Origin of the sequence: Blautia sp. LMAG:89 (assembly GCF_008679485.1) — a bacterium.
GTDB lineage: Bacteria > Bacillota > Clostridia > Lachnospirales > Lachnospiraceae > Blautia_A > Blautia_A fusiformis.
On sequence record NZ_NANC01000008.1, the window covers coordinates 1 to 13844 of the forward strand.

The following is a 13844-nucleotide window of genomic DNA, read 5'->3' on the forward strand; positions in this document are numbered from 1 at the left end:
GTCATCCACTCCCACAACCTGGAAGCAGCCGAAGAATTCCGAAAAGAAGTCCTCACCACCTTCCCGAATATCGGTGAAGTCAACATCTTCCCTCTCTCCCTGAGCGTTTCCTGCCACATTGGCCCCGGAAGTCTGGCACTCACCTGTTCCAAGGTACACCCGGAAATATGGTAAAGACTAGTCAGAAGCAATCCACATGGCCAGAGCACAGCCGGAGGGAATACTTCTGTATGGCTCTGTCTCTGGAGGAGGGCTGCTAGTCCTTAGGTTCTGGAAATCTGCGTTATTAAAAAAAGTTCGGCTGTCTGAGCGGCAACAAGCCGCGAGTTCCGAACTTTTTTTAATGGTTTTAGCAGATTTTCAGGGCCTTAGAACTAACACCCAACGGAAGCCGAAGACCATACAGAAGTATTCCCTTCGGCGTCCCTCCCGCCAACATATTTAATTTTCCTGTGTATTCTCAATCTCCACCGGCGCTTCATTCAAGATCTTCATAAACTCCTCACCGGTAATCGTCTCATGCTCATACAGATACTTGGCAATCTCATGAAGCTTTCCGATATTATCCGTCAGGATCTTCGTAGCCTTTTCATGCTCCCGTCTTACAAGCTCCACAACCTTCTTATCCAGAAGCGTCTGCGTCTCAAAGGAACAGGTGAGACTTGCATCTCCGCCAAGATACTGATTACTTACATTTTCCATGGCAACCATGTCAAAATCATCACTCATACCATACCTGCTGATCATCGCTCTGGCAATCTTGGTCGCCTGCTCAATATCATTGGAGGCACCGGTAGTAATGGAATGGAAGATCAGCTCTTCCGCTGCACGGCCGCCTGTAAATGTAGCGATCTTATTCTCCAGTTCTTCCTTAGTCATCAGGAAATGTTCCTGCTCATCTACCTGCATGGTATATCCCAGTGCACCGGAGGTACGTGGAATGATCGTGATCTTATGGACCGGTGCAGAATCTGTCTGCTTGGCAGCAACCAGTGCATGACCAACCTCATGATAGGAAACGATCAGCTTTTCCTTATTGGAAAGTACACGGTTCTTTTTCTGATATCCGGCAATAACAACTTCGATGCTTTCTTCAAAATCCGCCTGTGTGGCAAATTTCCGTCCGTCGCGGACTGCACGGAGAGCTGCCTCGTTGACAATATTGGCAAGCTCCGCACCGGAGGCACCGACTGCCGCCTTGGCAATTTCATCAAACCGGACTGTATCCGCAATTTTAATCTTCTTGGCATGAACCTTCAGGATTTCCTCACGCCCCTGAAGATCCGGAAGCTCAACCGGGATCCTTCTGTCAAAACGTCCCGGACGAAGAAGTGCAGGGTCAAGGGAATCCGGTCGGTTGGTAGCTGCCAGGATCACAACACCCTTGGAACCGTCAAAACCGTCCATCTCTGTCAAAAGCTGGTTCAGTGTCTGCTCACGCTCATCGTTTCCGCCGCCCATTCCGGAGCCGTCACGTTTCTTGCCGATGGTATCGATCTCATCAATAAATACGATACATGGTGCTTTCTCATTGGCCTGTTTAAAAAGATCACGTACCTTGGCAGCACCCATACCCACAAACATCTCCACAAATTCCGAACCGGAAATTGAGAAAAACGGAACCTCCGCCTCACCGGCAACTGCCTTGGCAAGAAGGGTTTTACCGGTTCCTGGAGGGCCTACAAGAAGGGCACCCTTCGGCATGGAAGCACCGATCTCTCTGTATTTCTCCGGATTATGAAGGAAATCTACAATTTCCGTCAAAAGCTCCTTGGCTTCATCCTCACCGGCAACATCTGAAAATTTGATTCCCGTAGAGGATTTCACATAAACCTTGGCATTGCTTTTGCCAAAGGACATCATTCCTCCCGGTCCTCCGCTGCCCATGGAGCTCATCATCTTCTTGCTGAGCCAGCGTCCCAGAAGAACAAAGATCGCGATCGGAAGTACATATCCCAGGATCAGAGACAAAAGCAATGACTGCCTCTGGGGTGCAGTTCCCTCTATACTTACTCCTGCATCGTAAAGATGTGATACAAGATCCTGATCATCTACAGATACCGTCTTGCAATAGACATCATTTCCATCCACTTTCATAGTATAATAAATGTAATCGGAATTAAGGGTTGCCTCATATACTTTTCCTCTGTCTACGGCTTTCAGAAAGGTGGTGTAATCGGTTTCTTTTACACTTCTCTCAGAAAGAGCAGGAAGAGCAAAAACATTCAGCAGAACAATAATGACGACCGCAATGATATAATATACATACAGCGGCCGCTTCTCTGGTTTTTTGGAATTCAGATTCATGCAGTCTCCTCCGTTATCTTATAGTATATCGCTATATCCACAGTGCTATATCAGGTGGTACAGCCTTGTAGTACACTGTACCACTTTTTTCAGTCAATTTCAAGGATGCCTCATCCGATTTCATAAACATTTTAGAATTAAAAATATTTCCAAATAATACCTTTATTCTGAAAAAATCCTTGCAAGCCACCCGATACTGTGCTATTATAATAAATGGTTATGCCGCTGTGGCGGAATTGGCAGACGCACTTGACTCAAAATCAAGCGGAGCAATCCGTGCCGGTTCGAGTCCGGCCAGCGGCATTCGCATAAAAGACCTGACGGAGAAATCTGTCAGGTCTTTATTATATAATACAAAAAAATCACGAAAGGAATAAAAAAATGGAAAAAGACAAAAGCTTTTTAGGAACCGAGCCTGTCGGAAAGCTGCTTCTGCAGCTTGCACTTCCTACAGTTGCCGCACAGCTCATCAATATGCTCTACAATATCGTCGACCGTATCTATATTGGTCATATTCCCGGAGAGGGTGCTCTTGCCCTTACCGGTGTAGGTGTCTGTATGCCGCTTATCATGGTCGTATCCGCCTTTGCTGCTCTTGTCGGAAACGGAGGCGCTCCCAGAGCCAGCATCTTTATGGGTAAAAATGACACGTCGAAAGCCGAACAGACTCTCGGAAACTGCTTCACCATGCAGATCATCATCTCCCTGATCCTGACTGTTATCCTGTTTCTCGGAAACCGCAGCCTTCTCCTTGCATTCGGCGCCAGTGCAAACACCATCGACTATGCGGTGGGTTACATGAATATCTATGCAGTAGGAACTATCTTTGTACAGCTGACTCTTGGCATGAATAATTTCATCACAGCCCAGGGATTCGCAAAAACCGGAATGCTCTCTGTACTGATCGGTGCGATCTCCAACATTATTCTGGATCCGGTTTTTATTTTCGGATTCCACATGGGTGTCCGGGGCGCTGCTCTGGCAACAGTGATCTCCCAGGCATTTTCCTGCATCTGGGTCCTCTCCTTCCTCTTTGGAAAAAAGACCTTCCTGAAGCTTCGGAAAAGCACCATGAAACTAAAAGCTGATATCATTCTGCCCTGTATGGCTCTTGGCTCTTCTCTCTTTGTCATGCAGCTCAGTGAAAGCGTTATCTCTGTCTGCTACAACTCCTCACTCTTAAAATACGGCGGGGATGTTGCCGTAGGAGCCATGACTATCCTTACCAGCGTCATGCAGTTTGCCATGCTTCCTCTTCAGGGACTTGGTCAGGGTGCACAGCCTATCATCAGCTACAACTATGGTGCACGTAACGAAAAACGTGTACGTTCTACATTTAAGCTTCTTATAAAAACAAGTGTTTCTTATTCCGTGATCCTGTGGCTGATCATTATGATCTTCCCGCAGATCTTTGCCGGAATGTTTACTTCGGACAGTACATTACTTGCTTTCACAAAAACAGCGCTCCGGATCTATATGGCAGTTGTGTTTATCTTTGGTATCCAGATTGCCTGCCAGATGACCTTTATCTCCCTTGGCAGAGCCAAAGATTCCATCATTGTGGCTATTGTCCGGAAATTTATTCTGGTCATCCCGCTGATCTATATCCTGCCCAATATTTTCCGTGCTGACCGGACAAATGCAGTTTATATGGCCGAGCCGGTTGCGGATATCCTGGCCGTTACATTTACTGCCGTCCTGTTTTTCTTTGAGTTTAGAAAAGCCCTGGCAGAAATCTCCGGCAGCCGGAAGCTGTAACCCTGCATTTGACCACCTTCCGCCCTGCTCGCGATCTTATGCCTACCAGATACTTAAACATAAAACAGCCTTCCAGCATCATTACAAGATGCATAGAAGGCTGTTTTTATATATTTCCGCTATTTTATTTCAGTTCGTCTTCATCCTGAAGAAGTTTCTCAAAAACAGGGAAGCAGTCAAAGGTTGCAAAATAATCTCTCGGTGTCTCGGCACGACGGATCATCTCAAAGCTGCCGTCCTCATGAAGAAGGATCTCTGCAGATTTCAGTTTACCATTGTAGTTATAACCCATTGCAAAACCATGAGCACCTGTATCATGGATCACAAGAAGATCTCCCTTGTCGATTTTCGGAAGCATACGGTCAATGGCAAATTTATCATTATTCTCACAGAGGGAACCTGTCACATCATATTTATGATCGCACGGCTCGTTCTCCTTACCCATAACCGTAATGTGATGATAAGCACCATACATAGCCGGACGCATCAGATTTACTGCGCAGGCATCTACGCCGATATACTCTTTATGCGTATGTTTCTCATGGATTGCTTTTGTGACAAGGCAGCCATACGGTCCCATCATGAAACGGCCAAGCTCTGTATAGATCGCAACATCACCCATTCCTTCCGGAACAAGTACTTCTTCATAAACCTTGCGGACACCCTCACCGATCACACGGATATCATTTGGCTCCTGATCCGGTTTATAAGGAATTCCGATACCACCGGAAAGGTTGATGAATTTAATGTGTGCACCTGTCTCCTTCTGAAGCTTCACGGCAAGCTCAAACATAACCTTTGCAAGCATTGGATAATAATCATTGGTCACTGTGTTGCTTGCAAGGAATGCATGGATTCCGAACTCTTTGGCACCTTTGGATTTCAGGATACGGAATGCGTCAAAAATCTGCTCGGTAGTCATTCCGTATTTTGCATCTCCGGGATTATCCATGATACCGTTACTGATCTTAAATACTCCACCTGGATTGTAACGGCAGCTGATCACTTCCGGGATTTTTCCGAGAGCTTTCTCTACGCTCTCAATATGTGTGATGTCATCAAGGTTGATGATCCCACCGATCTCATCTGCATATCTGAACTCTTTCTCCGGTGTGTCATTGGAAGAAAACATGATATCGCCCTTTTTGCAGCCTACTGCCTTAGCCATCATAAGCTCTGTCTCTGAGGAGCAGTCGCAGCCACAGCCATACTCCTGCAGAATATTGATCAGATATGGATTCGGTGTTGCCTTTACCGCAAAAAATTCCTTGAATCCTTTGTTCCATGCAAAAGCCTCTTTCAGGGCTTTTGCATTCTCACGGATTCCTTTCTCATCATAGAGATGGAAGGGTGTCGGAAACTTTTCAGTAATCTCGTTGAGTTTCTCAAGTGTCACAAATGGTTCTTTTTTCATAATAACTGCATCTCCTGTTTTTCCGACTGCTATTCCCGAAGAAACCTCAGTCTTATTCTGCCTCGATCACGTGCATCATATTTGTCACTGCACCACGACCGTTTGTCATGTTGGTCGCAGGGTCTCCTGCTGTAAATACAACAAGGTCTCCTTTATGTATCAGATGACGGCTGCGGACAACATTCATAGCCTGAGACATGATATGGTCCGTGGTATCTCTCTGATATCCTTTCAGAGGTGTTACACCCCAGATCAGCTGAAGTTTATGCTGGATGGTTGAGTTCGGTGTGATCGCATAGATTGGAACCTTCGGGCGGAAATTGGAGATCAGTCTGGCTGTATTTCCACTCATTGTCGGTGTTACGATAGCGTTCGCCTTCAGGTTCTTTGCAGTACGCACCGTTGCAAGTGCCACTGCACTGGAGATCTTCTCTCTTCCGTCCATGGAACGATGTTCAATAAACACTTTATAATCCAGATGCGGCTCTGTCATCTCTGCGATATCTGCCATCATCTTAAGAGCATCAATCGGATATTTGCCGGCTGCTGTCTCTCCGGAAAGCATGATCGCATCGGTTCCGTCGTAGATCGCATTGGCAACATCAGCTACCTCTGCACGTGTAGGACGCGGATTACGGATCATGGAATCAAGCATCTGTGTTGCCGTAATAACCGGTGTATAATGTTCGTTGCACTTACGGATGATCTCCTTCTGGATATGAGGTACCTGGCTTGCAGGAATTTCCACACCGAGATCTCCTCTGGCAACCATGATACCATCAGATGCTTCAATGATGGAATCAATATTCTCAACACCCTCTGCATTCTCGATCTTCGCGATAATACCGATATCTTTTCCGCCATTATCATTCAGAAGCTTACGGATCTCACGGATCACCTCTGCGGAACGGACAAAAGATGCCGCGATAAAATCAAATTTCTGTTCGATACCAAAAATGATATCCTTTTTATCCTGCTCTGTGATTCCCGGAAGATTTACTTTTACATAGGGAACATTCACACCCTTCTTCTCTCCCAGTTCACCACCGTTTAAGATGTCACAGACAATATCGGTTCCCCTGATTGTCTTAACCTCAAGCTCGATCAGACCATCATCAATGAGGATTCTGTTTCCCGGTTTTACATCCTTGTAAAGTGTCTCATATGTGATAGCAACCTTTGTGCTGTCGCCTTCAAAATCGCCAATTCCAAGTACAAACTGTTTTCCCGCTTCCAGCTTAACCTTCTGTCCGTCCTTTAAAAGTCTGGTACGGATCTCCGGTCCCTTTGTGTCAAGAAGCATGGCAATAGGCATATCAAGCTCCTCACGAAGCTCCTTGATCATATCCACACGGCCCTTCTGCTCCTCGTGGTCTCCGTGAGAAAAGTTAAATCTGGCAATATCCATTCCATTCTCCATAAGAGCCTTCAGAGTTTCCCTGTTATTGCTGGCAGGTCCAAGTGTACAAATGATCTTAGTTTTTTTCATAATCAATTATTCTCCTTCTTTTTACGTTTTACTGTACGTGTTTATGTGTAAATAAATGATCCTGACAATATTCATAATTTCCGTTGCACTTTGAGCAGAAACGAAACTCCAGGTTTGGGTCATCCTTTTCGGTACGTCCGCAGATCGCACATTTATGCTTGGCGATCCCATCCGGACCGGACCCTGTTCTGGAAGGAGCCACAGCCTTCTTAAACTGCTGCCTCCTGTGGATCTCCTTTGGATTGTATCGGTTCATATCACGGGTACTGAAATAAAAGATCACAAAGTTTAAAAGTGATGCTACGATCGGTACTACACCTACCCAAAGCCCGACTCGAAGATAAGATACGATATCCCACGCAATGAACAGTCCGTATACAAAGGCCATCCATTTCATCCTGATCGGGATCACAAACATAAGAAGCAGCTGAAGATCCGGATATGTGACTGCATAGGCAAGGAAAATAGAAAGACTGATATAATATGTGGTAAAAATATTTCCGCCAAGAGAATAGGCGATCCCGTTCATCACCACATAACCACCTGTAAATACATGTAAAAGCACTGCTGCGATCACAGTAAACAAAACACCTGAAAAAATATACAATGTGTACCGGAAAGTTCCCCAGGTACGTTCCAGTGAAGTACCAATCGGATAATAGAAAAAAAAGATTGCGAGAAGGAACATCACAAGATTGCCGGTTCCTCCCACACTGGACGGCGGATAGATCACCCATGTCACCAATCTCCAGATCTGTCCCTTCATGACCATGGACATATCAAGACTCAGCATATTCAAAACTCCTGGAGCAAACATAGCCAGAAAATACCCCAGCACATAACATCCGATGATGTAAACAGTCAGATTCGGAACCCCGAATCTTCCGAATTTACGTTCCAGTTTGTCGATAAATTTCATTAAAATCTCCTTTCAGAAAACTTTTGAAAATCAGAAAAATCGCTTCTTGGAAAGAATGATCGCTGCCACAACACTGATCGCCACAGAAATCAGGATAATGATCAGAAATCCCAATGGACTCCTTGATAAGGGCATACCGGAACCAGCCACATTCATTCCGTAAGCACTGAACACAATAGTCGGAATACTCATGACAATAGTAATGATCGCCAGTACCTTCATAACGATATTCATATTATTGGAGATGATCGATGCAAAAGCATCCATAGTTCCGTTCAGGATACCGCTGTACACATTGGCCATTTCGATCGCCTGCTTATTCTCAGTGATGACATCCTCCAGAAGATCCGTATCCTCCGGATATTTCTTGATACTGTCTATCTTCAGAAGCTTCTCCAGCACAACCTCATTGGACCGGAGTGACGTAATAAAATAAGTCAGAGATTTCTGCAGCTCCAGAAGCTCGATCAGCTCCTCATTTCTTGTGGAAAGATGCAGTTTTTCTTCCACCTGCTCACTTTTTTTGTCAATGATACGCAGATAACGCAGGTACATGCTCGCATTTCTATAAAGGATCTGAAAGATAAAACGGGTCTTCATATAGGTAAAAAAGCTCCGGACTCTTCCCTCCATAAATCTGGTAAGAACCGGTGTGTCCTCCAGACAGATGGTAAAGATCATAGACCCCGTCACAATGATGCCAAGCGGTATTGTCCCATACCAGTCCTTGTCATTACGTTCCTCGATCATAGGAACATCAACCAGGATCAGTGTATAATTATCCTCAACTTCGATACGTGACCGTTCTTCCTCATCCAAAGGGGATCGTAAATCGTCAACCTCTATATCAAACTTCTCGGAAAATTCAAAAATCTCTGTTGCCGTCGGATTCGTCAGCGCAATCCAGCAGCCTTCCTCCGGTTCCTGTATCTGGTGGATGGCTCCGTCTATTGTCTTGTAAATCCTTACCACGATTCCCACTTCCCTTCTCTTGCTTTTCTTTTGCCAGGGCAAAATTCTTTTTTATTATAAATAGTCAAAATAGCTTTGTCAATTCATACCTTTTCTTTTTAAAAGAGCTTTTAAATAATTTCACATGATCTTTACATAAAAATTCATTCTGCCTTCCACGTTCTTTACATTTTTTCCGGCTTCCTATATAATGATTCCAGAATTCCAACGAAAGGAAGTTATACAAATGAGTCAGTCATCATTCGGAAAAAAATTCGTGGTTACCACCTGGGGAGAATCTCACGGCAAGGCTATCGGTGCCGTTCTCGACGGCTGTCCCGCAGGTCTTTCTCTCTGCGAAGAAGATATCCAGGTTTTTCTTGACCGGAGAAAGCCCGGTCAGAGCCGTTATACAACTGCCCGTAAGGAAGGAGATCTGGTGGAGATCCTTTCCGGAGTTTTTGAAGGAAAGACTACCGGTACTCCAATTTCTCTTCTGATCCGCAATACAGATCAGCGTTCCAGAGATTACGGAAATATCGCATACTCCTATCGTCCCGGTCACGCAGACTTTAGCTTTGACCAGAAATACGGATTCCGTGATTACCGTGGAGGTGGACGCTCCTCCGGAAGAGAAACCGCCGGACGTGTGGCAGCCGGTGCCATTGCCATCAAGCTGTTAAACGAACTTGGCATTACATTTACTACCTACGCAAGATCCATCGGTCCTGTAGAGATCCGGTCCTTCTCAGAAGAAGAGATCCGAAATAATGCACTCTGCATGCCAGATGCCGACGCAGCCGCAAAGGCATCTGCCTATCTCGAACAATGTCTGAACAGTCAGGACAGTGCCGGCGGTGTGATCGAATGCCGCATCAAAAACGTTCCTGCCGGTCTGGGCGATACGGTTTTTGACAAGCTGGATGCTACCCTCGCTCATGCGATCATGTCCATTGGTGCTGTAAAAGCTGTTGAGATCGGTGACGGCATCAATGTGACACGTCTTACCGGTTCCGAAGACAACGACGGTTTTGTACAAAAAGACGGCATTATTTCCAAAACTTCCAACCACGCAGGTGGTATTATGGGCGGTATGAGTGATGGTAGCGATATCATTCTCCGTGCACATATCAAACCAACTCCTTCCATCAGTCAGTCTCAGTCTACTGTGACCAACACCGGAGAAAACCTGGAGCTTGAGATCAAGGGCCGGCATGATCCGGTGATCGTACCGCGTGCAGTAGTCGTTGTGGAAGCTATGGCAGCACTTACCATTACAGATGCACTTTTTAACAATATGAGTGCACGGATGGATCGTATCCACGAATTTTATCAGCGGTAATTTCACATTTTGACCTGTCAGATAAAAAATTATAAATGCGCAAAAAAAACAGACTCAGGGAAAGTTCCTACTCGTCCCTGAGTCTGTTTTTGTCTGCCTGTACAAGACTTACTTTGATCAATCCTGTTCTTAATCCAACTGCTCCCATGTATCCGGTACCGGCCAGATATGGATACAGTTCGGTGTCTCGATCTTTCTCGGTTTTTCGTTCATCATGATGATATTCTTTTCATAATCCACAGTGAAAACGGTAATACTGTTGCTGGCATGATTGGCAACAGCAATATGCTTGTTATCCGGGAAGATCATAAGATCCTTCGGGTAATCACCACTGATCGGAAGTGTAAATTTCTTGGTCAGAAGGCCTGTTTCCTGGTCTACTGCATACATAGTCACAGTATTTTCCCCTGCTGTTGTACAGAAAAGATATTTACCGTCCGCGGAAAGAGACATACCGGAAGCTGCGTTATGGAGCGCATCATTGGAATCCTCTTTTCCAAGAGTGGTAATGCTCTGAAGCAGTTGGAACTCCGGGTTCTTACCGCTTCCGTCATAGCTGTATACCTTCACCTCATTGCTGAGCTCAAAAAGAAGATATGCAAATCTTCCGTCATCACTGAAACGGATGATACGAGGGCCGCTCTCTCTCGGGCAGCGAAGAATGTCAACCAGCTCCAGTTTGTCTTTCTTCTTATTGATACGATAGATCTTAACCTGATCGATACCATTATCTACCGCACAGAGATACTTATTATCCGGTGTCGGACGTACACAATTAACATGCGGACGGAAGTTACGCTCTGCCACGCTTCCAAGTCCCTTGTGGAAAACGCCGTCCATAACACTTCCCAGACGGCCGTCTTTATGTGTATGTACAACCGTTACCTTACCATCATGGTACCCTGCCACATAAAGATATCTTCCGTCCACATCTGTTGCAAGATAGCAGCCTCGCATTCCGTTGATATCCACACTGTTGAGGCGGGTAAGATCACCGTTCTTGTCTCTTTCAAATACAGCTACACCCTCATCCTCAATGGAATACAGATATTTACCGTTTTTTGATACCGCCAGATGAGAAGCGTTGCTGACCTCCACTTCGCTTCGTTCTGTGAGTGTTCCGTTTTCTACATCTACATCGTATACCTGAATTCCCTTACTGGTTCCATGGGTATATGTTCCCACGTAAGCCACGTACTTCTTTTTTCCCATAAGTTCTGGCCTCCTGCTTTTTACATTGGTTACGTATTTTTGTGTTTATTTTATCACAAAGCTTCTGCAAGAACAAGTTACCATCCTGTTATCTTTTGTGCAATTTTTTATGCAAAGCTGCCGTCCACTATGGCGTTCACACATAATCCACGCAAATGGATCGGCTCCTGCGCATCCATTACGCCTCTTTACAGATCTCCCAAAGCGCCTCTCATTGCTTCCAGAGTTTCATCAATTACTTCATCTGTATGCGCTGTGGAAAGGAACATCGCCTCAAACTGGGAAGGTGCAAGATGAATGCCTCGTTTCAGCATTCCCTTGAAATATTTTGCAAAAAGCTCCAGGTTGGATGTTTTTGCAGAAACATAGTCTTTTACCTCCTGGTCTGTAAAGAAAATACTTGCCAGAGAAGAATCATAGTTTACCTGATATGGAAGACCTTTTTCCTCCACGATCTTCTTCAAGCCGCCGTAAAGCTTCTCACCTTTGGCAGCCAGATCTTTGTAGATTTCCTGATGCTCATAGAGATATTTCAGCTGTGTGAAACCTGCAGCCATGGCAACCGGGTTTCCGCTTAAGGTACCTGCCTGGTATACAGGACCACACGGTGAGATCAGATCCATGATCTCCTTACGTCCGCCATAAGCGCCTACCGGCATTCCTGCGCCGATTATTTTCCCGTAGGTGACAAGATCCGGACGGATACCAAAATACTCTGCTGCTCCGCCAAAGGCAAGTCGGAAGCCTGTGATCACTTCATCAAAGATCAGCAGACAATTGTGCTCATCGCAAAGCTCACGAAGCCGCTTTAAGAAGCCTGGTTTCGGAGGAACCACACCCATGTTTGCTCCTACTGCCTCCACGATCACGGCTGCCACATTTCCCTCTTCCTGTTTGAGAAGTGCTTCCACACTGGCGGCATCATTGTAGGTAGCCGTCATGGTATCCTGTGTACAGCCCTTCGGAACACCGGCGCTATCCGGAATACCACTTGCCATGACACCGGAGCCAGCACTTACCAGAAGGCAGTCGCTGTGTCCGTGATAGCAACCTGCAAATTTGATGATCTTGTCTTTTCCGGTAAAACCTCTTGCTGCACGGATGGCACTCATAACAGCTTCTGTTCCTGAGTTTACCATACGGATCATATCTACATGTGGAATATGTTCACAGATAAATTCTGCGATCTCTACTTCGATTCCTGTAGCACAGCCAAAGCTCAGGCCATTTTCGCAGGCCTTGATCACACTCTCGCGGATCTCCGGGAAATTATGTCCCAGGATCATCGGGCCCCAGGAATCAATGTAATCCACATAACGGTTTCCATCTACATCATAGATATAGCATTTATCTGCTTTTTCAATAAAACGAGGTGCCTCACCGATGGCTCCGTAAGATCTTACCGGGCTGTTTACGCCTCCTGGGATTCTTTTTACCGCACGCTCAAATAACTGTTCTGATCTTGTCATCAGCCGATCCTCCCTTCATCCATAAGTCTTGCCAGAAGCTCCGCATAATAGGTAAGATAGATCTGCGCGCCGGAACGGAATGCTCCTGTAGCCATCTCACCCACGATTCTTTCTTCGTCGATCCAGCCGTTTGCAGCTGCTGCTTTTACCATTGCATACTCACCACTGACACTGTATGCGGCAACCGGAACGTTTGTGATCTCCTTTACCTGCCAGATCATGTCCTGGTATGCAAGAGCCGGTTTTACCATGATGATATCTGCACCCTCTTCCACATCTGCAAGCGCCTCTTTCAGCCCTTCTCTGCTGTTGTGCGGATCCATCTGGTAGCTTTTTCTGTCCCCAAAGGACGGAGCAGAATCTGCTGCCTCACGGAACGGACCATAAAATGCAGAAGCATATTTTACTGCATAGGACATGATCGGTGTTGTATAATGTCCTGCCTTGTCCAGACACTGGCGGATCGCTGCAACACGACCATCCATCATATCAGAAGGAGCAACCATATCCGCACCTGCCTCCACGTGGGAAAGTGCTGTTTTTGCGAGAAGCTCCAGCGTCTTATCATTGTCCACATCATGACCGCAGAGAACGCCGCAATGGCCATGAGAAGTGTACTCACACATGCATACATCTGTTACATAATAAAGCTCCGGAAATTTCTCTTTTGCAATGCGAAGAGCTCTCTGAACGATTCCCTCCGGATCATAGGCACCGCTGCCCACTTCATCCTTATGGTCAGGAATACCAAAAAACATCACACTGCCTACACCGGCTTTGGAAAGCTGCTCCAGTTTATACGGAAGACGGTCCAGGCTGTAACGGTACTGCCCGGTCATGGACGGAATTTCTTCTTCCTTATTTTCTCCTTCCATTACGAACATAGGATACATAAGAGAAGATTTATCCATTCTTGTCTCACGTACCATCTTACGAAGGTTTTCGCTACCTCTTAATCTTCTTGGTCTTTTTGTCAGTTCCAT

Annotated in this window: 10 protein-coding genes and 1 tRNA gene; 3 read left to right on the forward strand and 8 right to left on the reverse strand. The window is 45.8% G+C overall.

Going from position 1 to position 13844, the window contains the following annotated elements:
- Positions 1 to 441: 441 nt before the first annotated feature.
- Positions 442 to 2307, reverse strand: coding sequence for an ATP-dependent zinc metalloprotease FtsH (gene ftsH / locus CCC70_RS11200; protein WP_270390384.1), 1866 nt, complete (start codon positions 2305 to 2307; stop codon positions 442 to 444).
- Positions 2308 to 2528: 221 nt separating this feature from the next.
- Between ftsH and CCC70_RS11205 the strand changes: the two genes are divergently transcribed.
- Both CCC70_RS11205 and CCC70_RS11210 read left to right on the forward strand, forming a co-directional pair.
- A tRNA-Leu gene (locus CCC70_RS11205) sits at positions 2529 to 2610 on the forward strand.
- 78 nt (positions 2611 to 2688) lie between these two features.
- A complete protein-coding gene (locus CCC70_RS11210; protein WP_287084855.1) occupies positions 2689 to 4065 on the forward strand; it encodes an MATE family efflux transporter in 1377 nt (458 codons plus the stop codon).
- Between the two features lie 124 nt (positions 4066 to 4189).
- On the opposite strand, the gene CCC70_RS11215 is transcribed toward CCC70_RS11210, so the two are convergent.
- Genes CCC70_RS11215 through CCC70_RS11230 form a run of 4 tightly spaced genes read right to left on the reverse strand, consistent with a single transcriptional unit; the run spans position 4190 to position 8859 of the window.
- Positions 4190 to 5479 carry a diaminopimelate decarboxylase gene (locus tag CCC70_RS11215; RefSeq protein WP_059085911.1) on the reverse strand — a complete coding sequence of 430 codons (1290 nt, stop codon included), beginning with the start codon at positions 5477 to 5479 and terminating at the stop codon, positions 4190 to 4192.
- 52 nt (positions 5480 to 5531) lie between these two features.
- Positions 5532 to 6968 (reverse strand): pyruvate kinase, encoded by a 1437-nt coding sequence (gene pyk / locus CCC70_RS11220; RefSeq protein ID WP_118514433.1) that lies wholly within the window; start codon positions 6966 to 6968, stop codon positions 5532 to 5534.
- 28 nt (positions 6969 to 6996) lie between these two features.
- A complete protein-coding gene (locus CCC70_RS11225) occupies positions 6997 to 7887 on the reverse strand; it encodes a hypothetical protein (protein WP_022426903.1) in 891 nt (296 codons plus the stop codon).
- Positions 7888 to 7917: 30 nt separating this feature from the next.
- Positions 7918 to 8859 carry a magnesium transporter CorA family protein gene (locus tag CCC70_RS11230; protein ID WP_022426904.1) on the reverse strand — a complete coding sequence of 314 codons (942 nt, stop codon included), beginning with the start codon at positions 8857 to 8859 and terminating at the stop codon, positions 7918 to 7920.
- Positions 8860 to 9085: 226 nt separating this feature from the next.
- On the opposite strand from CCC70_RS11230, the gene aroC reads away from it, so the two are divergent.
- The gene (gene aroC / locus CCC70_RS11235; RefSeq protein WP_287084856.1) at positions 9086 to 10180 is read left to right on the forward strand and encodes a chorismate synthase; all 1095 of its coding nucleotides are present in this window, start codon (positions 9086 to 9088) and stop codon (positions 10178 to 10180) included.
- Positions 10181 to 10309: 129 nt separating this feature from the next.
- On the opposite strand, the gene CCC70_RS11240 is transcribed toward aroC, so the two are convergent.
- The 3 genes from CCC70_RS11240 to hemB form a co-directional block, all read right to left on the reverse strand.
- Entirely contained in the window at positions 10310 to 11392 is a 1083-nt protein-coding gene (locus CCC70_RS11240; protein WP_287084857.1) for a lactonase family protein, read from the reverse strand.
- Positions 11393 to 11580: 188 nt separating this feature from the next.
- Positions 11581 to 12861, reverse strand: a complete 1281-nt coding sequence (gene hemL, locus CCC70_RS11245) for a glutamate-1-semialdehyde 2,1-aminomutase (RefSeq protein ID WP_015525262.1) — start codon at positions 12859 to 12861, stop codon at positions 11581 to 11583.
- Positions 12861 to 13844, reverse strand: coding sequence for a porphobilinogen synthase (hemB, locus tag CCC70_RS11250; RefSeq protein WP_022426908.1), 984 nt, complete (start codon positions 13842 to 13844; stop codon positions 12861 to 12863). The genes hemL and hemB overlap by 1 nt, the downstream gene beginning before the upstream one ends.

What these genes read in the sequence shown, in the direction of transcription:
- ftsH (WP_270390384.1), bottom strand. Translation starts at nt 2,307, where the DNA reads ATGAATCTGAATTCCAAAAAACCAGAGAAGCGGCCGCTGTATGTATAT.
- CCC70_RS11210 (WP_287084855.1), top strand. Translation starts at nt 2,689, where the DNA reads ATGGAAAAAGACAAAAGCTTTTTAGGAACCGAGCCTGTCGGAAAGCTG.
- CCC70_RS11215 (WP_059085911.1), bottom strand. Translation starts at nt 5,479, where the DNA reads ATGAAAAAAGAACCATTTGTGACACTTGAGAAACTCAACGAGATTACT.
- pyk (WP_118514433.1), bottom strand. Translation starts at nt 6,968, where the DNA reads ATGAAAAAAACTAAGATCATTTGTACACTTGGACCTGCCAGCAATAAC.
- CCC70_RS11225 (WP_022426903.1), bottom strand. Translation starts at nt 7,887, where the DNA reads ATGAAATTTATCGACAAACTGGAACGTAAATTCGGAAGATTCGGGGTT.
- aroC (WP_287084856.1), top strand. Translation starts at nt 9,086, where the DNA reads ATGAGTCAGTCATCATTCGGAAAAAAATTCGTGGTTACCACCTGGGGA.
- CCC70_RS11240 (WP_287084857.1), bottom strand. Translation starts at nt 11,392, where the DNA reads ATGGGAAAAAAGAAGTACGTGGCTTACGTGGGAACATATACCCATGGA.
- hemL (WP_015525262.1), bottom strand. Translation starts at nt 12,861, where the DNA reads ATGACAAGATCAGAACAGTTATTTGAGCGTGCGGTAAAAAGAATCCCA.
- hemB (WP_022426908.1), bottom strand. Translation starts at nt 13,844, where the DNA reads ATGGAACTGACAAAAAGACCAAGAAGATTAAGAGGTAGCGAAAACCTT.